The sequence below is a fragment of the Fulvimarina fulva genome, from assembly GCF_039652615.1.
In the GTDB taxonomy this organism is placed as follows: Bacteria; Pseudomonadota; Alphaproteobacteria; order Rhizobiales; family Rhizobiaceae; genus Fulvimarina.
This window is the reverse complement of the sequence record NZ_JBDJAC010000005.1, coordinates 218,049-237,025: the sequence shown is the minus strand read 5'-3', so window position 1 is coordinate 237,025 and position 18,977 is coordinate 218,049. Positions and strand designations below refer to the sequence as shown.

At 62.9% G+C, this 18,977-nt stretch carries 17 protein-coding genes; 6 read left to right on the top strand and 11 right to left on the bottom strand.

Features of this window, described 5'->3' with window-relative positions; translation table 11 throughout:
* Window positions 1–39: 39 nt before the first annotated feature.
* Entirely contained in the window at window positions 40–1,161 is a 1,122-nt protein-coding gene (locus ABDX79_RS09705; protein ID WP_346220080.1) for a methyltransferase, read from the bottom strand.
* Window positions 1,162–1,283: 122 nt separating this feature from the next.
* On the opposite strand from ABDX79_RS09705, the gene crtD reads away from it, so the two are divergent.
* The 3 genes from crtD to ABDX79_RS09690 all read left to right on the top strand — a co-directional run bounded on the left by crtD (window position 1,284) and on the right by ABDX79_RS09690 (window position 6,552).
* Window positions 1,284–2,846, top strand: coding sequence for a 1-hydroxycarotenoid 3,4-desaturase CrtD (crtD, locus tag ABDX79_RS09700; RefSeq protein WP_346220079.1), 1,563 nt, complete (start codon window positions 1,284–1,286; stop codon window positions 2,844–2,846).
* Entirely contained in the window at window positions 2,819–3,679 is an 861-nt protein-coding gene (locus ABDX79_RS09695; RefSeq protein WP_346220122.1) for a carotenoid 1,2-hydratase, read from the top strand. Before crtD ends, ABDX79_RS09695 begins: the two co-directional genes overlap by 28 nt.
* Before the next feature lie 473 nt (window positions 3,680–4,152).
* Window positions 4,153–6,552, top strand: coding sequence for a bifunctional diguanylate cyclase/phosphodiesterase (locus ABDX79_RS09690; RefSeq protein ID WP_346220078.1), 2,400 nt, complete (start codon window positions 4,153–4,155; stop codon window positions 6,550–6,552).
* A gap of 58 nt (window positions 6,553–6,610) precedes the next feature.
* Here ABDX79_RS09690 and ABDX79_RS09685 read toward each other — a convergent pair whose 3' ends face one another.
* The 4 genes from ABDX79_RS09685 to bchI all read right to left on the bottom strand — a co-directional run bounded on the left by ABDX79_RS09685 (window position 6,611) and on the right by bchI (window position 10,927).
* Window positions 6,611–7,120 carry a lysozyme inhibitor LprI family protein gene (locus tag ABDX79_RS09685; RefSeq protein ID WP_346220077.1) on the bottom strand — a complete coding sequence of 170 codons (510 nt, stop codon included), beginning with the start codon at window positions 7,118–7,120 and terminating at the stop codon, window positions 6,611–6,613.
* 149 nt (window positions 7,121–7,269) lie between these two features.
* A complete protein-coding gene (bchO, locus tag ABDX79_RS09680) occupies window positions 7,270–8,142 on the bottom strand; it encodes an alpha/beta fold hydrolase BchO (protein WP_346220076.1) in 873 nt (290 codons plus the stop codon).
* The gene (locus ABDX79_RS09675; RefSeq protein ID WP_346220075.1) at window positions 8,139–9,902 is read right to left on the bottom strand and encodes a VWA domain-containing protein; all 1,764 of its coding nucleotides are present in this window, start codon (window positions 9,900–9,902) and stop codon (window positions 8,139–8,141) included. The genes bchO and ABDX79_RS09675 overlap by 4 nt, the downstream gene beginning before the upstream one ends.
* The gene (gene bchI, locus ABDX79_RS09670) at window positions 9,902–10,927 is read right to left on the bottom strand and encodes a magnesium chelatase ATPase subunit I (protein WP_346220074.1); all 1,026 of its coding nucleotides are present in this window, start codon (window positions 10,925–10,927) and stop codon (window positions 9,902–9,904) included. Before bchI ends, ABDX79_RS09675 begins: the two co-directional genes overlap by 1 nt.
* Window positions 10,928–11,072: 145 nt before the next feature.
* Between bchI and ABDX79_RS09665 the strand changes: the two genes are divergently transcribed.
* Entirely contained in the window at window positions 11,073–12,200 is a 1,128-nt protein-coding gene (locus ABDX79_RS09665) for an ATP-dependent DNA helicase (RefSeq protein WP_346220073.1), read from the top strand.
* Window position 12,201: 1 nt separating this feature from the next.
* Here ABDX79_RS09665 and ABDX79_RS09660 read toward each other — a convergent pair whose 3' ends face one another.
* From ABDX79_RS09660 to ABDX79_RS09635, 6 genes are all read right to left on the bottom strand, one after another.
* Window positions 12,202–12,627 (bottom strand): DUF6691 family protein, encoded by a 426-nt coding sequence (locus ABDX79_RS09660; RefSeq protein WP_346220072.1) that lies wholly within the window; start codon window positions 12,625–12,627, stop codon window positions 12,202–12,204.
* 13 nt (window positions 12,628–12,640) lie between these two features.
* On the bottom strand, window positions 12,641–13,075 hold the full coding sequence (locus ABDX79_RS09655) for a YeeE/YedE family protein (RefSeq protein WP_346220071.1): 435 nt from the start codon (window positions 13,073–13,075) through the stop codon (window positions 12,641–12,643).
* A gap of 71 nt (window positions 13,076–13,146) precedes the next feature.
* The gene (locus ABDX79_RS09650) at window positions 13,147–14,043 is read right to left on the bottom strand and encodes a hypothetical protein (protein WP_346220070.1); all 897 of its coding nucleotides are present in this window, start codon (window positions 14,041–14,043) and stop codon (window positions 13,147–13,149) included.
* A 188-nt stretch (window positions 14,044–14,231) separates the two neighbouring features.
* The gene (locus tag ABDX79_RS09645) at window positions 14,232–14,858 is read right to left on the bottom strand and encodes a DUF1254 domain-containing protein (RefSeq protein WP_346220069.1); all 627 of its coding nucleotides are present in this window, start codon (window positions 14,856–14,858) and stop codon (window positions 14,232–14,234) included.
* Entirely contained in the window at window positions 14,851–15,438 is a 588-nt protein-coding gene (locus ABDX79_RS09640; protein WP_346220068.1) for a DUF1214 domain-containing protein, read from the bottom strand. Before ABDX79_RS09640 ends, ABDX79_RS09645 begins: the two co-directional genes overlap by 8 nt.
* A 43-nt stretch (window positions 15,439–15,481) precedes the next feature.
* Window positions 15,482–17,662 carry a transglycosylase domain-containing protein gene (locus ABDX79_RS09635; protein ID WP_346220067.1) on the bottom strand — a complete coding sequence of 727 codons (2,181 nt, stop codon included), beginning with the start codon at window positions 17,660–17,662 and terminating at the stop codon, window positions 15,482–15,484.
* Between the two features lie 136 nt (window positions 17,663–17,798).
* Between ABDX79_RS09635 and ABDX79_RS09630 the strand changes: the two genes are divergently transcribed.
* Together ABDX79_RS09630 and ABDX79_RS09625 are read left to right on the top strand one after the other, a co-directional pair.
* Entirely contained in the window at window positions 17,799–18,302 is a 504-nt protein-coding gene (locus tag ABDX79_RS09630) for a YcgN family cysteine cluster protein (protein ID WP_346220066.1), read from the top strand.
* A 310-nt stretch (window positions 18,303–18,612) separates the two neighbouring features.
* Window positions 18,613–18,885, top strand: a complete 273-nt coding sequence (locus tag ABDX79_RS09625; protein ID WP_346220065.1) for a hypothetical protein — start codon at window positions 18,613–18,615, stop codon at window positions 18,883–18,885.
* Window positions 18,886–18,977 lie beyond the last annotated feature (92 nt).

Below are 18,977 nucleotides of genomic sequence, written 5' to 3'. Positions count from 1 at the left end.
TTGCAAATGTCAATCGCGTAAGACACGTGGGTCGCTGCCTCACCCCGCAATTGCGGACATGGCGGATGTCGCAATGGGCATGCCCGTGGGAAGGCTCCGGATACGATTGAAGCCAGTCTTTTCCAGCATTTGCGCCAATTCCCGCGGCGTACGCGGCCGGCCGGTTCCCATGCTGTGTAAGTAGATATTGAAATAGGCGTCTCCGATGCGCGATCGGGCGCGTTCGTCGGCCATCGGTTCGGAGACGAGGAGGGTGCCCCGCACAGGGCGCAGGGCTTCGAAGATTCGCTTCAGCAGGGCGGACACGACCTCGTCGTCGTGATCGTGGAGAATGCGAACCAGCGTGATCAGATCGCATTCCGCAGGGATCTGCGCCTTGAGGAAGTCGCCGCCGTGGACGGTGAATCGATTTACATCCGGCCGTGTCTGAAGGGTTCGTCTTGCCAGATCAGCCACGGTCTCGCGGTCGAGGAGGTGCAGCTCGGCGGATGTGTTTCGGGCGGCGATATGGGTGAGAAAGCGACCGCTGCCGCCGCCGATGTCGAGGATGCGGGTATAGGGTGAGACGTCGAACACCCGGAGGGTTTCGGACGCGACGAGATCCTGGCTCGCGGTCATGAGTTGCGTGTAGCGCTCGGTCTCTGCGGTTGGTTTATCCTGATCGCCGCTCGCATAATCCCAAAGCTTTGCGAGCTCTCCGGCCCCGCGTTTTTCCAGAGCTTTCAGCGGATCGGCGAGATCGGCATAAAGGGCATCATGATGGCGAACCATCGCGGCAACACCCGGATTGGCTATGAGAGCGGCGCCTTGCGGGCCCAGCATGAAGCGCCCGTCCGGCAGCTTGTCGACCAGATCGAGAGAAGCGGACGCGGCGAGAAGGCGGCGCGTGGCGTCCTCCGGAAGGCCGATCTCTTGCGCTGTCTCGGCAGGCGTTGCGGGCCCCTTTGCCAGATACTCGAAGAGCCCGGCGCGGACGCCAGCTGCAAGAACCTGTGAATAGATGAAGCCGGCTGTGAGATCGAAGAGCTTCTGGGCCGAGCGGCGGGCGAAAAAGCGGCCGATCCCGAAACGCAAGGCATATTTGTGAAATCTCGGATCGAGCAGGACGCGGTTGCGGCGTTCCCGCCACCTGACGGCAAAGGGCTCTTTCGATCCGTTCAATTCAGGCCTCCGTTTTCGGTCGAGGTCACGGCCGGATGATGCCGGCCCGAATTGAATTGGACATGCGGGCATCAAAGTGTCAAATTAAGTTGACACTTTGCGCGACCTCTCGGGAATCCTTCATGGATGTCGTCATCATTGGAGCTGGAATAGGCGGTTTGACCGCAGCGGCGCGGCTCGCTGGCGGTGGCTTCAATGTGACGTTGTGCGAGCGTGCAGATCAAGCAGGCGGCAAGATGCGCCGCGTGGCGGTCGCCGGCAGCGAGATCGATGCCGGGCCGACGGTTTTCACCAAGCGACATGTCTTCGATGCGTTGTTCGCCGATTGCGGCGAGCGGCTGGACGATCACCTTGAGGTCGTCCCGTCCGAAACGATCGCGCGGCATGTGTTCGCCGATGGCTCACGGCTCGATCTCCACGTCGATCTCAAGCGTTCGGTCGCGGCGGTGGAGGCTTTCGCCGGCAAGGGGGCTGCGCGGGAATTCCAGAGTTTCATGGCGCGCTCGAACGATGTGCTCGAACTGCTCGATCCGATCTTCATGAGCGTGGAGCGGCCGGACAGCCCGCTCGATCTGACCGTGCGGGCCGGCCTGAAGGGCGCTTTGCGGATCGCAAAGCTTGGCGCGAACAAAAGCGTATGGGACGTTCTGACGAAGGAGTTCTCCGACCCGCGGCTGCGCCATCTTTTCGCGCGCTATACCACTTATGTTGGCTCTTCGCCCTTTGAGGCGCCGTCGACCCTGCGGCTGATCGCGGCGGTCGAGGCGCAAGGGGTCTGGCGTGTTGCAGGCGGCATGTCGCGCCTCGCCGAAGCGGTGGAGGGCCTGGCGAGGCGAAGCGGTGCTTCGTTCCGCTATGGGGCGGAAGTCTCTGACATTCTGACCGAGAACGGACACGCAACCGGCGTGCGGCTTGCCTCTGGCGAAGTGATCGCGGCCGATCTGGTCGTGGTGAACGCCGATGCCGAGGCATTGGCGCGTGGATTGTTCGGGGCGGACGTCGCCCAGGCTTTCGGCAAGGCGGCGACGCCGCGCGAGCGTTCGCTCTCGGCGCTCGGGATTGCTGTGAAAGCCAAAGTGTCCGGCTTTCCGCTTTCCCATCACACGGTTTTCTTCGCTCCCGATCCGATGCGCGAGTTCAGCGAGATTTTCAAAGAGCGCCGGCTGCCAACCGAGCCCAACGTCTATGTCTGCGCCGAAGATCGCGACGACAGCGCCGCGTCTCCGAACGGCCCCGAGCGGCTCTTTCTCATCGTCAACGCGCCGGCACTCGGCGACGATATCCAGGAATTCGATCGAAGGGAGGTCGAGAGATGCAAGAACGCGGCTTTGGCCAGGCTCCGGGCCTCGGGTTTGACGCTCGATTTGGAGGGGGGAGGGATCAGCCTTTCGACGCCCTCGGAGTACTCGGATCTCTTTCCGGGGACGGGCGGAGCGCTTTACGGGCAGGTCTCTCATGGGTCGACCGCGTCGTTCCAGAGGCCCGCCGCGCGCTCGAAGATTCCGGGCCTTTATCTTTGCGGCGGGAGCGCCCATCCGGGCGCGGGCGTGCCGATGGCCTCGCTCTCGGGAACCCTCGCGGTCAAGGCCATCATGAAGGACCTCGCTTCGATCAGCCGGTCGGGCCGGGCGGCTATGCCTGGTGGTATTGCGACGCGATCTCGGACGACGGCGCCTATGGCCTGACGATCATCGGCTTCGTCGGCAGCGTCTTCTCTCCATATTACAAGATCACCGGGCGCGGCCGGCCTGAAAACCACGTCTCGATCAACTGCGCCCTTTATGGACGCGGTGCGCGGCGCTGGGCGATGACCGAGCGCGGTGAAAAGGATCTGACGCGCGATGCCTCCGTGCTCTCCGTGGGGCCAAGCGCGATGGAGTGGGACGGCGACTGCCTGACTGTGACCATCGACGAGATCACGCCGCTGATTCCCAAGCGTGTGCGTGGCACGGTACGGCTCTATCCGGAAGCGCTGCAGCACAACCCGATGCCGCTCGACAGGGGCGGTAACCATTGCTGGTGGCCGATCGCGCCCTGCGCACGGGTGGAAGCCGAGTTTTCCGACCCGGATCTGTCCTGGCGTGGCAATGGCTATCTCGATTTCAACACCGGGGCCGAGCCGCTGGAGGACCGGTTTTCCCGCTGGAACTGGAGCCGCGCCTGTGTGCCTGGCGGTGCGGCGGTGCTTTACGACCTCATCGAGCGGGATGGCGGTGAGCTGACCCTTGCGATCAAGTTCGACCCCAAGGCGGATGTGACGGATTTCGAACCACCGGTTCTGAGGAAGCTGCAGACGAGCTTTTGGCAGATGAAGCGGACGACGCGCACCGAAGCACCGGACGACACGAGGGTGAAAAAGACGCTGGAGGACTCGCCCTTCTATGCGCGGTCTCTGGTGGAGACCAAACTGTTCGGCGAGCGAACCGTCGCAATGCACGAAAGCCTCGATCTCGACCGGTTTCGCAATCCGGTGGTGCAGACGATGCTGCCCTACAAGATGCCGAGGCGGTTCTGGTGAGGAAGAGAATGCGCTCTCGGCAAATTCGCGGATTTGGCTTGAGCCGGAACGCCCATCAACCCTCCAAGCGATGAAAGACAGCCGGCCACGAACCGTGTTGGCGGCGGGTGGTTAACCCGCCTCTCTGCCGTTCGCCGGCCAGGACAGGCCCCGGCGATCGGATCGTCGGGACCGACCATGGTGGCACCCTAGCCGAATCGTGACGAGCAATTTTTGGGACCCATCCAGCAAATTTAGAAATTTCAAATAGTTGACATGCCGCGCCGGGTTCTCGGGACGGAGCCCGGGAGTTGATTGTTTCATGGCTCTTTCCTGAATCAATTCAGTATCGCGAGAATGCTATTCACGACGGCGTCGGTCGGCTGAGGTTAGCTATGCAGTAACATATCGCATATTACGGTTGTGACCTGGCCTATCGAATCCTGATCGGTAGCTCGCCTTTTCTTCCTGCGGAATGGACGGATGATGCGGAAATGATGGTGGTCGTTGGATGCATCGTCGAGCTGCACAATCCGTGGCTCGTCTCGCTCGCCGCAGCCATCTGTGTATTCGGCTCCTGGGCGATGGTCCGATTGCTGCTGCGGGCGGCAAACTCGCCGCTTCTGGAGCGAAGCGCCTGGATCGTCCTGACCGCCTTCGTTGCCGGAATCTCGATCTGGTCTGTCCACTTCATCGCAATGCTGGGTTACGAGCCGGGACTGCCGATCGGGTTCGATCCGGTGCTGACGCTCGTGTCGTTGATCGTCGTTGTGGTCGGATCCGGGACGGGCTTCCTGATCGCCGCAGCGAGGCTCCCGTCAGCGCCCGCGATCGGCGGCGTCGTGGTAGGGTTGTCGACGGCTGTAATGCATTACACAGGCATGCTTGCCTACCGCGTACCGGGTATCGTCAGCTGGGACGAAACCTATCTTCTTGTTTCCATCATCTTGGCCTGCGCGCTGTCCGCTCTGGCGATGCACGTCTTGCTGCGAGGTCAACGGTGGAAGGTGCATGCTCACAGCGCAATCTTTTTCTTCTTTCTTGCCATCTTCGGTCTGCACTTCACGGGAATGACGGCCTTTCAGGTCGAGCCCTTGCTCGTGGATGGTTCCTATTCCAACCCGCAGGCTATCTACGCCCTTGCCCTTGCGGTCGCTTCCGTCGGCCTCATGGTCATCGGCGGCGGCTTTGCCAGCAGTTTTATCTATACGAAAGTGCGAGCGACCGCTGCGGATGCGCTCGCCAACATGTCGAACGGTCTCACGGTCCTCTCGGCGAACGGCACGGTAACCCTCGTCAACGATCGGGTGGGACAGCTTTTCCAACTCAAGCCAGGTGAGCTGAAGGTCGGCATGGAGTTGGAGCACTATATCGCGATGATCGGCCGACGCGCCGGATGGAATGGTGAACGGATCGAGCGGGTCATCGCCAATCACCGAGCCTGGATGAACGGGTGCGAGGTGATGCGCGTCGAACATAATTTCGACGATGGCACGGTCCTGAGCATCGCGTGCCAGCCCGTGGCGCGCGGCGGCGCAATCCTCACCTACGAGGACGTGACGGAAGCGCGCAACAGCCAGAAAACGATTGCCCATATGGCGTTCCACGACGCGCTGACCGGGCTGAAGAATCGGCGCATGTTCGCCGAGACGGTGGACGAACTTGTCCTGCATGGCAGCGCTGCACTGCTGATGATCGATCTCGACCGGTTCAAAGCCGTCAATGACCGGATGGGCCACCCAGTGGGCGACGAACTCCTGCGGCAGGTCGCAAGCCGCCTGGAAATCCTTCTTCAGCCGAACGAGATGGCCTTTCGCCTGGGCGGCGACGAACTGGCCGTTCTCACGAACAGGTCCACGAAGCGCGCATCGGCTCTGGCGCACGATATCATCGCCGCGATCGCGCACCCGTTCGAAATCGAGTCCCACTCGATCAGGATCGGCTGCAGCATCGGAATTGTTCAGGCCTTGGCCGGCAACGATGCCTCGGACCTCCAGCGCAAGGCCGATCTTGCCCTTTACAGCGCGAAGAACGCGGGCCGGAACCGCGTCGAGCTCTATGAGGAGGGCATGCTTGAGGAAGTGGTGCTCAAGTGCAGCCTCGAGGAGGATCTGGCCGATGCGATCTCCAACAACCAGTTCGAGCTCTGGTACCAGCCCCTGTACAGCCTTCCGGGCCGAAAGCTGACCGGCTTTGAGGCTCTTATCCGCTGGCGCCATCCCGAGCGTGGTCTCATTCCACCAAACGAGTTCATTCCGCTTGCTGAAAATAGCGGTCTGATCACCGCCATCGGATCCTGGGTGATCGACACCGCCTGCCGGCAAGCCGCTCTCTGGCCCGACGATATCTATCTCTCGGTGAACGTATCCGCCGTGCAGCTCCAGTCGGCTTCGCTGGCGATGCAGATCCGGCAGGCGCTGGACAGGTATTGCGTTCGCGCCTCGCGCATCGAGATAGAGATCACCGAAACGGCGATCGTGGAAAACAGCGAGCAGACCGCGCTGGCTTTGGTCGGGCTACGCGCAATCGGTGTCAGGATCGCCATGGACGATTTCGGGACCGGTTATTCGTCGCTCGTCCACCTGCATGAGTTTGAAATCGATCGCGTCAAGATCGACCGCAGCTTCGTTGCCGTCTCCGGTGAGGACGCAGGGGCAGCAGCGATCGTTCGCGCGGTGGTATCGATGGCGCGTGAACTCGGCATCGACACAACCGCCGAAGGCATCGAGACCGAAGCGCAGTTGCAGAACCTCCTCGATCTCGGCTGTGGCACGGCGCAGGGCTATCTGTTGGGGCGTCCACTCGAGATTGGCGTGGCGGACGCTCTCGTGAAAGAGTGGAAGGAAACGGCCGGGCTATCGAGCGCCGTGCAACATCAATGGCACACTGGCTGAGGCGGGGTGTGGCGTGCACCGCTCACCACGTTGCCGGACGCCGTCTCTCACTGTCCGGTCAGAAGTTCTCGTTGCCAGCCAGAGCCAAGGCCCGCTCCGCGGTGAGGCGATTGAGGCAGGAAGCCGTTTCCGGAAGACGGATGGTGCCGTCCTTGTTGAGTTCGAAGATGCGATCGCATTCGGCGTCCCGGAACGCGACCCAGGCGCGTTGGGCAGCGCGCAGGGTTTTTGCGGCTTCGCTGGTGGTGGAGTCCCATTCGGCGCGGTCTTTGTCGAGCTCTTTCGCGTCTGTCATACGGGCCTGATAGCGCTCGTTGAGGATCGCGTCCCATGCATCGGACTCCTCGGTGAGGCAGTCGGTCATCCCGTAAGTCGTCTGACCGTCAGGGCTTTTCATGCAGGCGTCGGAATAGGCGCCGATGCATTCGCGCTGGTCTGTTTCGGCAAATCGGGTAAGGCATGCGTCGATCGCGGCCTTTGCCTTGTTCGACGCCGACGCGGTTTCGGCGCCGGCACTGGATGCGAATAGGGTCGACGCGACCGACAGGGCGACGATCAGACGAAGCATGATGAGATCCCTCCAGAGCCCAGGCCGAATACGCCGGGACGAGAGGCTATATCGAGGGTGACTTCCAAGCCTTGTCAACTGATGGTGATGAGCGCCGGTATGCTTTATTTCGGCGCGGGCGCCGTGCGCCCCGATGGCGTTCGGCTTCGTTAAGGGGTCGGCCGCTCGTCCGCCCATTCGAGGATGACATTCGCGATCCGGTTCGGTGCCTCTTCGTGAGCGAGATGGCCGAGACCGTTCAGGATGCGGACCTCGCCACGTTCGACACGGGACGCGACGCGCTCGCTGACGTTGGTGGGGATTGCCTTGTCCCGGTCACCTGCAACGAGAAGAAGCGGCGTCTTCAGCTCGTCGAGCCGGGCGGCGAAGCGGTCGAGATCCCAATGGCTCATCATTGACAAGGTGCCGGCAACGTGACGACGATCCTGAAACAGGCGGGCGTAGAGGGACTTTCCCTCCGGGCTCAGAACGGAGCCCGTTCCGTCGAGAAGTCCGGAAACCGCCTGTTCGCTTTTTGCCCGATAGGCGAAGAAGCGTGGAACGATGGGGTTGCGGTAGACCACTTTCGCGATTTTCGGAAAGAGGCGACCGGCAAGACCCGGAAAGGGCAGAAGCGCGCCATTCAGCGAGACGATGCGGTTTGGCGAGAGGCGACCGTCCAGGGCCATCTCGATGCCGATGACCGCGCCGGCCGAGTGGCCGACGACGATTTCGGGCTTGATCAAGAGCTTCTGCAGAAGCTCGGCATGCATCGAGGCCATGGTCTGCAGGTTGAGGGACCGCGAGGGCCTGTCGGAGAAGCCGAGGCCTGGGCAATCGGCCATGACGACCTGATGCGTCTCGGCGAGGATCGGCGCGAGACCGCGGAAGGAGTGTGTCGAGGCGCCCGTGCCGTGAATGAGCATGATGGCCGGGCCTTCGCCCATGATCTGGACATGCCATTTTATGCCAGCGGCGGAGACCGACCGGCTGTATTCGCTGAGGGGCCAGTCGGCCGGGGGACATCCACCGCTGGTTCTCATGGCCGGACTTTCTTGGTTGGATCGGAGGCGACGGCATCGGCAAGGGTCGTCGCATCTCCATTCGGGAGCGCGAGATAGCGTCCGCCGAGCATCTCCGCGAACTCGCGGGCATGGGGGCCGGGGCGGAGCGAAAAGTCGATGACAAGGCTGGCAAATCCCTGGGCGCGAAGGTGACCGGCCTGCGCCCGGACATCATCTTTGGCGGCTGAACGGCCGGCCATCCCGTCGATACCGATATTGGCCTTGCCGTCGGTCAGGAAGACGATGAGGGGCGTGCGCTCCTGTCGTTCGGACTGGCGGGCGAGATCGGCCGCGAGTGCGATGCCTGAGGCGAGGGGCGTGCCGCCGCCGGCCTTCAGGCCGGCGAGGGCACGGCGGGCACGGGTCAGCGATTTGGTCTCCGGCAGAAGCGTTTCGGCACCGGTGCCGCGAAAGGCAACCATCGCGACGCGGTCCCGCCGGCGATAGCATTCGGCCAGAATGCGCTCGATCGCGCCCTTGGCTTCGGATAACCGTGCAAGGGCGGCGGAGCCGGACGCATCGACGACGAAGATCGTCGCGGTTTCCCGCCTGGCCTGAAGGCGGCGAATGCGGATATCGCTCGGCATCAGGATGACGGGGCGATCCGTGAGGCGCGCGAAGCGCTGCCGGCGAAAACGCTGCCAGGGTAGGGCGGCCGTCAGGGTGGCGGAGATGTCGAGCGGGCCGCGATCTGGATTGCCAGCCCGGCTGCCAAGCGGCCGGCCGCGTGCGCCACCGGATTTGGCGGCAGCGCCCCTGCGAGCGGTCCTGCCGGCGCCACGCTGGTTCCCGACCATTGCCGAGAGCTGTTTCAGGAGATCGAGCGGAAGGGCGACATCCTCAGACCGAACCTCTGTGTCCGGTTCGCCGTCGGGGGAGGTATCCTGATCATCTTTGGATTCATCCGGCCTGTCTTGCTCCGATGGGTCGTCGGGCTCTTGCGGCGGCGTATCGTCGTTCGAGGCGCCGGGATGATCGTCGCTCTCGTTCTCGCTTTCCTGCTCAGGCGACTGCTCATCGAAGCTCGGGGCCTGCCGTGCCCGGGGTGCCAGAACGAGGCGGCATGCGAGGAGCACATGCTCGTCCGCAATGTCCTGGGCACCGTCCATCGCAGCACAAGCGCGGGCGGTGTCGAGCGCGAGGAGCGGTGCCCTCAGACTTGGAATGGCAAAGGCGGATGCCGCCTCGCACAGGGTCGCGATCGCGCGCTCGGAAACGGTGACCGCACGTGTATCAAGCCGCTCGGCCGGAGCGCTCATGCCAATCTCGATGGCGAGATCATCGTCTTCGGTGTCGGGCCGGGACAGATCCAGCCACAGCCCAAGCCGGTCGGAGAGTGCGTCGGGAAGGGTCTCGTCGCCAATCCCTTCGTCGAAGGCGAGGACCGGCCGCGCGGTATCGAGATCGGCGAGGAGCTGGGCCGCCTCGGCCGCGCCATAGCGATCCGTGCCGGTAAGGATCAGCGGGCAGGTCTCTTCGCCGGAGGGCGGTTCGTCCCGAAAGCCCGCGAGGGCGGACACGCTAGAGCGCTGCGAGGAAAGCTGCCGGATGTCCCGCTGGGCGAGGTATCTGGCGCCGGACCAGGGGCCCGATCGACGAAGTTCGGCAAGAAAGGCATCGCGAAGAGGCCCTGGTTGGCTTCGAAGAACGATGCCGATCTCCGGGCGTGCATTGAGGACTGCGATCGCCGCCCGGTGCAAGGGCGACAGGCGTGCGCGTTCCCTGAACCGATCGTCCATCAAGCCGCATCGAGCTCGGCAAGAGCGCGTTCGATGCGGACGTCGGAGCCGGTTTCCTCCAGCGGGTTGCGGCGCAGGCGATGGGACAGCGCGAAGGGCGCGAGTTCGGCAAGGTGCTGGAAGCTGACCTGCGTCTCGCCTTCGAGGCTCGCGAGCGCGCGTGCGGCGCGAACGAGCGTGAGCTCGGCGCGCAGGCCATCCGTCTGAAGCGAGATGCAGAGCTGGGCGGCCTGTTCGAGGATGCGATCGGAGACCGTGACGTGCGGCAGATGCCGGCGGGCGTCCTGAAGCTTATGGCGCAGCGTGTCCTCGGCTTCGGCGCTCTCTGCGAGAAACGCTGCGGGGTTGCGCTCGAACCGGTCGCGCGCCTTCACCACGGCAATGCGCGTCTTGACGTCCTGCGGGGTGGTGACGGTGACCGACAGGCCGAACCGGTCGAGAAGTTGTGGGCGAAGTTCGCCTTCTTCCGGATTGCCGCTGCCAATGAGGACGAATTGCGCGGGATGGCGGACGCTCAGCCCCTCGCGCTCGACGACGTTCTCGCCCGAGGCGGCGACATCGAGGAGAAGATCGACCAGATGATCTTCAAGGAGGTTGATCTCATCGATATAGAGAAAGCCGCGATTGGCCTTGGCAAGAAGACCCGGCTCGAAGCGTCGCTCGCCGGTGAGGAGCGCGTGCTCGAGATCGAGACCGCCGACGATGCGATCTTCCGACGAGCCGAGCGGCAGATCGACGACAGGAACGGACGCCTCAACCGTTTCCGGTGTCTCGCCGGCCTTCAGCTTCGCGCGGCATTCCGGGCAGAGCCGATCCTCGCGCGCAGGATCGCAGCGATAGGGGCAGTCGTTGGCGGAGAGTCGAGGCAGAACGGCGGCGAGGCCGCGCAAAGCGGTCGACTTCCCCGTTCCCCGATCGCCGAAGGCGAGAACGCCGCCGATGGCCGGGTCGATTGCGGCAAGCTTGAGCGCCGTCGTGAGGTCGCTCTGGCCGATGATGGCGGTGAAGGGGAAGTGACGTTTCATGGAAAAGGACGATACTTGATGGTGTTGCCGCGTCAAACGGGAAATGCGGACAAGGTGCTGGATCGTCAAGGAACATTGCGCCGGAAGAACGTGGCGGCTATTGCGGGAAGCGAACGAAACGAGAATCGTGGCGAGCGGCTTTCCCTTGGAATTTTCACCTCAGCAGGATGCGGCCCTCAAAGCCGTTGCCGAATGGCTGGAGAATGGCGATAGCCCGGTCTTCCGGTTGTTCGGCTATGCAGGGACCGGCAAGACGACTTTGGCGCGGCATTTTGCCGAAGGCGTCGATGGCGCCGTGCAGTTCGCGGCCTTTACCGGCAAGGCGGCCCAGGTGCTTCGCTCGAAAGGCGCAAAGAGCGCGCGAACAATCCATTCGCTGATCTATCGGCCGAAGGGCGAGGAGCAGGTCGAGGACGAGGGGACCGGGACGGCCCGGGTCTCGCCGACCTTTTCTCTCAACCGTCAGAGCCCGGTCGCCAAGGCCAAGCTCGTGGTGATCGACGAATGCTCGATGGTGGACGAGGCGCTCGGCCAGGACCTCATGTCCTTTGGAACGCCGATTCTGGTGCTCGGCGATCCGGGACAGTTGCCGCCGGTTTCGGGCGGTGGCTTCTTCACCGATGCCGAGCCGGATTTCCTTTTGACGGAAATCCATCGACAGGCGCGGGACAACCCGATCGTGCGGCTGGCGCTCGACGTGCGCGAGGGCAAGCAGATCATGCATGGCGATTACGGGACCGTGCAGGTGATCGGCAAGCGCGAGGTGGAGCAGGCCAGGGTGCTGGCGGCCGATCAGGTGCTGGTGGGGACCAACAAGACGCGGCGGGCCTATAACCGGCGGCTTCGCGAGCTGAAAGGCTTCACCGACGAGCTGCCCATGGTGGGCGACAAACTGGTCTGCCTGCGAAACGATCCGCAGAAGGGACTGCTCAACGGTTCGCTCTGGCAGGTGATGACGGCGAGCAAGGAATCGGTGAAGCCGGGCATCAACCTCATCGTGAAACCGGATGACGACGACATCGACAAGGGTGCGGCGAAGATCCGGCTCTTGAAGGCGGCCTTCGAGGACGCCGAGGCGGACATTCCCTGGGCGACGAAGAAGCGGTTCGACGATTTCGATTACGGCTATGCACTGACCGTCCACAAGGCGCAGGGCTCGCAATGGGACGACGTGATGCTGTTCGACGAGGGCTGGGCCTTTCGCGAAACCCGCGAGCGTTGGCTCTATACGGCGATCACGCGGGCCGCGAAGACGCTGACCATTGTCAGATAGGTCAGGCGAGCGCCGGCTTGCGGTTCTTCAGGACGGTGGCGAGTGCCATGCCGGCGAGCATGGCCGGAAGAAAGACCAAGGTTCCGGGCGCTGCGAGCGGCATGGCTGTCCAGGCCGGGCCCGGACAAAAACCGCCGATTCCCCAGCCGATGCCGAAGAGGGCTGCGCCCGTCAGTAGCGGCGCGTCCACATCGTTGCGGGTCGGCACCTGAAAATCGGTCAGAATGAAAGGGGCCTTGCGCCGCCAGACGAGGCGGTAGCCGATGAATGTCGTGAGCGCCGCGCCGCCCATGACGAAGGCGAGCGATGGATCGAACGTGCCGAAGACATCGAGGAAATTGAGGACCTTGGCGGGATTGGACATGCCCGCGAGGATGAGGCCGAGACCGAAGAGGAGACCCGAGAGAAAGCCGAAGAAGAGACGCATGATGTGTGTGTCCTCACATCGCGTGACGCAGGATGAAGACGGTGACGCCGGCAAACGCGATGAATGTGAGGACGGCGACAAGCGAGCGTGTGGAAAGTCGCGCGAGGCCGCAGACACCGTGGCCTGAGGTGCAGCCGGAGCCGAGTACCGTGCCGGCCCCGACGAGGAGGCCGGCGAGGGCCATCGCGGGCAGATTGTCAGGAACGGTCTGTCGGATGTCCTCACCCGTGACGAGCAGCGTGACGATCGGCGCTGCTACGAGGCCGAGGACGAAAGCGAGCCGCCAGTCCCAGTCATCGCGGCGCATGGGAAGTGCGCCGGTGGTGATGCCGGAGATGCCGGCGATGCGACCAAACAGCGCCATGACCATGACGGCCGAAAGACCGATGAGGATGCCGCCAAGCGTCGAGGCGAGCGGCGTGAACGGTGTGATGGTGTCGAGGGGCATGGCGGGATCCGAAAGTGCGCTTGCGGGCGTGCCTTCAGATAGAAAAGGAGAGGGCGTTCACCAAGTCCCGATCAGTTGCGGGTGCCGGTCCAACGGTTCTGATTGTCCGAGCGGCGTCCGAATTCCGAGCGGCGCGGTGCGGTCGATCGAATCGGCGTGAGGAGATCTGCCGAGGTCGGTTGCAGGCTCGGCGTCTGAGCCATCGGCTTCGCCTCCCGGCCGAAATGAGCCGCCGCAGCTTCCGCCGTCAGGCGATCATAGTGGTTCCTCGCGATGGCGAAGGCACTCATGTCGGATGCGATGGTCTTGTCTACGAACATCAGGACCGTCATTGCATCCGCGGTCGAGAGATCGAGGGCCTTCAGGGCCATTGAGAGGGCCGGCAGATTGTCGGGCTCGAGCAGAGCCTGGGCTTCGCTCGCGGAGAGCGACAGGTTTGTGGCGAGATATTCCAGAAGCAGAGCGCGATCACGGCTCTGGGCAATCTGGATGATTGGCCTTGGAGCCTTTTTCGGCGCAGCGGGACGGGCAGCGAGAGCACGCAGGGTCGCCCGGGCGTCCGCAGCTGTACGAGCCGTGCGGTCCGGATCGTCATCTGTCTTGCGCCGATCGGCGAGGGTTTCAAGATCACGCATGGAGATCGGCGAGGCTTCATCCGCGCCTTCGCGAGACTGATTATCGGCATCGGCTCCCTCAGCCGATGATGCCGGATCGTGTCCGATCAGGCTGGCGATGCTTGCCGGGACCATCGGGTGGGCGGACAGGAGCGAGGCGATGTGAATGCGCGTATCGCTCGCCAGATGGTGCCAGAGCGGTTCCAAGAGACGGGCATAGGCGTCTTTCTGGCGGGAGGAGGGCGCTGCAATCGAGAGAAAGTTGAGGCTGGCAGCCATCGCGATGGCGTCGTAGCCTTTCGCCGAACCACCCTTTTCCAGGGACCGGTAAAGGTCTGGCAGTTGGCTTCGCATCCGATGCTCCGATGGTTTCCCGAAGGTTTCGATGAAGTTGAGAATGCCGTAAGAAGTCTTGCCGCGCCGTTAAGCGGCATGGTTAACGCGATGATTAAATTTTGAGGAATTCCAGCGAAAACCCCTGAAGCGCAGGGCTTCGCGTCAAGCGGTCGGGTAGAGGCCGGGCTGTGGGAACGATTTGGCGCTTAGCTGTCCCGATCGGGACGGGCCGCCGTTGCAGTGGGACGGATGTCGATCGGAAGACAGGCGAGGGTGCGCAGGAAGCTATCCGCGGCCGCGCGCTTGCTCTCTTCTTCGATCAGCACTCGAACGGTCACATAGCCGCGCATGACATCGACGATGACCGGAAGGGCCGGGCTTTCCTCCAGGAGAGCGGTCGTGCGCACCTCATCGATCTGGTCGGCGGTGCCGATGACGAGATTGACGATGCCATCGATCGCGGCGCGATCGTTGATGGAATAGATGTTGCTGCCCTGGCTGTCGTAGATCGAGGCGGACCAGAAGTTATCGATCGTGCCGTTGGCGGTGATCTCGACAGGGCCCTCTGCAAGTTCGAAGCGGCAACTCGCGACGATGAAGGCAGGATCGGTAAAGGCGAAGCGCTCGCGGGGCGAGCGGGCAGAAGGCTGTGAAGGCCCGGCGGGCGCGTCGTTGAGCGGATTGATACGCACGACCTCGAAATAATCGCCAAGCGAGGAGAGGCGGCTCCAGGCGCTGTTGTCGGACAAGCGCGGAATCATGAAGACGATCGCGATATGGACAAGACCGGCACCGACCAGGCCGATCAGGAGTGCCAGGAAAAACCTACCCATCGTCGCGGCATCCTTCGAGCTGGATCGAGGGCATGGTGAGGCCGGCAGCACCCGTTATCGCGCTCGCTGGCGTATCGTAGAGCGCGAATGTGAGGCGATAGGGACCCGTGCTATCGGTCGCGAGCCAGTTGCCCGAGCGTGGTTCGGGCCCGACGGCGATCTCAAAGCTGTTGTCCTCCCTCCGCAGGAGCGAATTCGAGGTCAGCCAGCCGGGTCTCCCCGTCTGGGGAAGGTCGAGGCGCCCGGCATCCGAATGGGCGGACAGCGTGAAGAACCGGGCGGCGGGCGTGCCGCCTTTCAGGCGGTATGAGCATTCGAGGCGCAAGCGGCGCCCCTGATCGTCATCTTCCGCCTGGAACACGATGCCTTCGCCGCCGCCAAGGGTCAGCTGCGCCAGCTTGGCGAGGCGGGCTTTCGCGTACGGGTCGGCGGAACGGGTGCCGACGAGCGGGCTGGCCGTCCACGGCCCCAGCTCGACCGAATCGAAATTGGTGCCGCCGTCGATCGCGAGCTTGGCCGTCCAGCCGCCGAGACCAAGCGCGATCGCAATCGCCAGAAGTGATGCTGAGAGGAAACGCATGACTGCTTAAGATCGATCTCGGCTCGCTGCGCGCGGTTCCGTTCTAGTTTTCAACGGTCTGAGGCGCAGCGTTCGCGGCGGCAAGAGGCGTTGCGCTGTTCGACGAGGCTGAAGCCACCTGGTCGTTCGTCATGGGCTGCAGCGCTTCGAACCGCTCGTTAATCTTCGACAGCACGTCTTCCGATTCCACCGTAAGCCCTGTCTGGCCGGAGGCAATCAGCGGATTGTCCGACGACTCGGTGACGTTTCGCTGGCCCTTCGGGAACGGATTTTCGATATACGGGATCGGCTTGAGCGCAATGTTCTGGTGAGCCGCTTCCATGAACCGTTGCCAGGTCATGGCCGGCAGCGAGCCGCCCGTCACGCGGTTTGTCGGCCGGAAGCTGTCATTGCCATACCAGACGGCGGCGCTGAAATTGCCCGTGAAGCCGACGAACCAGCCATCGCGATAGGACTGGGTCGTTCCGGTCTTGCCGCCAGCCCGAGACATGGAGATCTGGGCGCGGCGGGCCGTACCGTTTTCGGTGACGCCGACCAGCATGTCGTTCATGTTCTTCGTGGCGTCTTCGGAGAGAATACGCTTGCGAACTGGAAGGTCGCGGCGTGCATCCCACACAATACGGCCTTCGGAATCAATCAGCTGATTGATGGCATGGCGTCGCGGCGTGAATCCGCCGTTGGCGAAGGTGGTGTAGGCAGTCGCCTGATCGAGGACCGTGACCTCCGAGGTTCCGAGCGCCATGGTCTTGTCGCCGCGAAGTTCGGACTCGATGCCCATTTCGTGGGCGAGCTTGACTGTGTTGTCGAAGCCGACCTTCTGGTAGAGGCGCACCGCCGGAATATTGAGCGAGCGGGCGAGGGCGTTCTGCAGCGTGACGCGGCCGGCAAAGGAGCGACCGTAGTTCTGCGGTGCCCAGTTTCCGATGCGCAGCGGGCTATCCATGATGGTATCGCTCGGCTTCATGCCCTGCTCCATGGCTGTCGCGTAGACATAGACCTTGAACGAGGAGCCCGGCTGGCGCAGAGCGCGCGCGGCCCGGTTGAACTGGGACTCGCCGTAATCGCGTCCGCCGACCATGGCGCGCAGGCTACCGTCGTCCGACAGAACGGCCATTGCCGCTTCCTCGACATCGTAGCTCTTGCCGAACTGGCGCATGTGATAGTCGATCGACTCGTCCGCCAGCGCCTGGAGCTTCATGTCGATCGTGGTTCGGGCGACGAGATTGCGGGTGCCGAGCTTGTTTTCGCGGACGAGGCGCTGAACTTCCTCGAACGCGAAGTCCAGAAAGTAATCCGGCGACTGACGCTGCGAGCGATCCACCGCCGCTGCCGGCTTGCGGCGTGCCGCGACGACCTGGCCCTCGGTCATGAAGTCCGCCTGAACCATGTTCGTCAGGACTTCGTTGGCACGTGCGCGGGCTGCCGGCAGGTTGATATGAGGGGCATATTTCGCCGGGGCTTTGAACAGGCCGGCGAGCATGGCGGACTCGGCGAGGTTCACGTCACGGATCGACTTGTCGAAGTAGAACTCGGCTGCCGCCGCCGCGCCGAACGTGCCGCCGCCCATATAGGCGCGGTCGAGATACATCGCGAGAATCTCGCGCTTGGTGAGGTTCGATTCCAGCCAAAGCGAGAGGAAGGCCTCGTTGACCTTTCGTTCAAGAGACTGCTCGGGCGAGAGAAAGACGTTCTTGGCGAGCTGCTGGGTGAGCGTGGAGCCGCCCTGAACGACGCCGCCCGCCCGCGCATTTTCGCCCATGGCCCGGGCGAGGCCAAAGAAATCGATCCCCCAATGTTCGAAGAAGCGCCGGTCCTCGGTGGCAAGGACCGCCTTGATGAACTGATCGGGAAGCTCGTCTATGGGAACGGCGGCCGCGCGCAGAATGCCGCGCTGGCCGATTTCGTTGCCCTTGCGATCGAGGAAGGTGACCGAGAAGTCGGCTTCTTCCGGCAGACCCTTTTGGGTCATCTTCATAGCGGGCTGGGCGAGAACCAAAAGAAGGATGAACCCGGCAACACCGAGTGTGAAGCCTTCACCGGCAAGTTCGAAGACTACGCGGGTGAAGCCGCGTGCGCGCAGCCGCCGCGACTGGATCGTGACCGTTTCCCAGAAGCGGGAGAAACCGTTCCAGAGCCGAAACATCGACGAGTCGATCCAGGCATCGACCTCGATCAGCCGCGATGGGCTCTTGTGAGAACGTTTGGCTTCGGTTTTGTCTGCCACGTGTCGATGCCGCCGTTGATCATGATGCCGGACAAGTCGACGCAATCGCGTGCGACCATTTCAAAAATTCCGTGCGTCCCCTTACTTTATAATCAAGGACGTAAAAAGTTGCGACACAAATCCAGAGAAATCAGCCATGCGTGATTCCGGCAACAAACCGTTTTGGCGGGAAAAAACCCTCGACGAGATGACCGAAGCGGAGTGGGAATCCCTTTGCGATGGCTGCGGGCGGTGCTGCCTGAACAAGCTCGAGGACTACGACACTGGCGAAATCGCCTGGACGAACGTCGCCTGCACGCTGCTCGATGGCCAATCCTGCCGGTGCAGCGACTACGAAAACCGGCAGGCAACGGTGCCGGACTGTGTCGGGCTCAATCCGCGCACCGTGCGCGAGATCGGCTGGCTGCCGCCGAGCTGTGCCTATCGTCTGGTTGATGAGGGGAAAGACCTCTACTGGTGGCACCACCTTCTGTCGGGAAGTTTCGAGACGGTGCATCAGGCCGGTGTTTCGGTGCGCGGCCGAACGGTGAGCGAAGAGGGCATGGAGCTGGACGAATTCGAGGATCATATCGTCGACTGGCCGGAACAGGATCCCGGTGCCGGAAACAAGCTGGTCGCAAAATATGAAAATAATCCTTGACACCGTCACGGTCCTCGGATAGGTAAAGGGCACAGTCGGAGAATTGGGAAAGGCGGAGCGGAATGCTTCGCCTTTCTGTGTTTCGATGGGTCTTTTCGCGGAAAATCTGGGGTAAGCTGGCGTGAAGCAAACAACAGCGGCGCGCGGGGGGACCGGCGTGTCTCGACAAAAGAGCTCGGTCGCGGAGCGGTTGATCAAGCTGCTAATGGCCGAGATCGCCGTGGTCGAAACAGATAATGAGGAAAAAAATCCTTCATCAGCCAAGTCGGACGCTCCGAACCGGGAGAGGAGCGGGAAGGAGCGGGTCGACATGATCGCGCAGATGACGAGGACGCTGGAAAAGCTGATCGACCTGAAACGCGCGGAGGCAGCAGAGGAAGCGGGCCGAGAGGGTGATCCGGCCGAAGCCGAGCGCCTTTCGAAAGAGCTCGTCAGGCGTTTGCAGGTCCTGGATCGGAAACGACGGAGCATCGAGGCTGCGGCATCCGATCCCAAGACACTCTCGGGGCAGGGCAGCGCAGCCGGCTCAACTGGCCAAACGACCGAAGCCGTTACCTCTGCGGCCGGTTCAGAGCCGAAATGACACTGGACGCGCTGCTCGAGGGTGCAACTTGGTCGAGCGACCCTGCCGAGCGAGAGAGGCAATACTGGGCTGCCGTGGAGCAAGCGGTTCGC

Coding starts and splice junctions, on each gene's coding strand:
- ABDX79_RS09660 (WP_346220072.1), bottom strand. CDS start 12,627: ATGCGTCTCTTCTTCGGCTTTCTCTCGGGTCTCCTCTTCGGTCTCGGC.
- ABDX79_RS09685 (WP_346220077.1), bottom strand. CDS start 7,120: ATGCTTCGTCTGATCGTCGCCCTGTCGGTCGCGTCGACCCTATTCGCA.
- ABDX79_RS09650 (WP_346220070.1), bottom strand. CDS start 14,043: ATGCGAAGCCAACTGCCAGACCTTTACCGGTCCCTGGAAAAGGGTGGT.
- ABDX79_RS09675 (WP_346220075.1), bottom strand. CDS start 9,902: ATGGACGATCGGTTCAGGGAACGCGCACGCCTGTCGCCCTTGCACCGG.
- bchI (WP_346220074.1), bottom strand. CDS start 10,927: ATGAAACGTCACTTCCCCTTCACCGCCATCATCGGCCAGAGCGACCTC.
- ABDX79_RS09625 (WP_346220065.1), top strand. CDS start 18,613: ATGATCGCGCAGATGACGAGGACGCTGGAAAAGCTGATCGACCTGAAA.
- crtD (WP_346220079.1), top strand. CDS start 1,284: ATGGATGTCGTCATCATTGGAGCTGGAATAGGCGGTTTGACCGCAGCG.
- ABDX79_RS09645 (WP_346220069.1), bottom strand. CDS start 14,858: ATGGGTAGGTTTTTCCTGGCACTCCTGATCGGCCTGGTCGGTGCCGGT.
- ABDX79_RS09630 (WP_346220066.1), top strand. CDS start 17,799: ATGCGTGATTCCGGCAACAAACCGTTTTGGCGGGAAAAAACCCTCGAC.
- ABDX79_RS09690 (WP_346220078.1), top strand. CDS start 4,153: ATGATGGTGGTCGTTGGATGCATCGTCGAGCTGCACAATCCGTGGCTC.
- ABDX79_RS09640 (WP_346220068.1), bottom strand. CDS start 15,438: ATGCGTTTCCTCTCAGCATCACTTCTGGCGATTGCGATCGCGCTTGGT.
- bchO (WP_346220076.1), bottom strand. CDS start 8,142: ATGAGAACCAGCGGTGGATGTCCCCCGGCCGACTGGCCCCTCAGCGAA.
- ABDX79_RS09655 (WP_346220071.1), bottom strand. CDS start 13,075: ATGCCCCTCGACACCATCACACCGTTCACGCCGCTCGCCTCGACGCTT.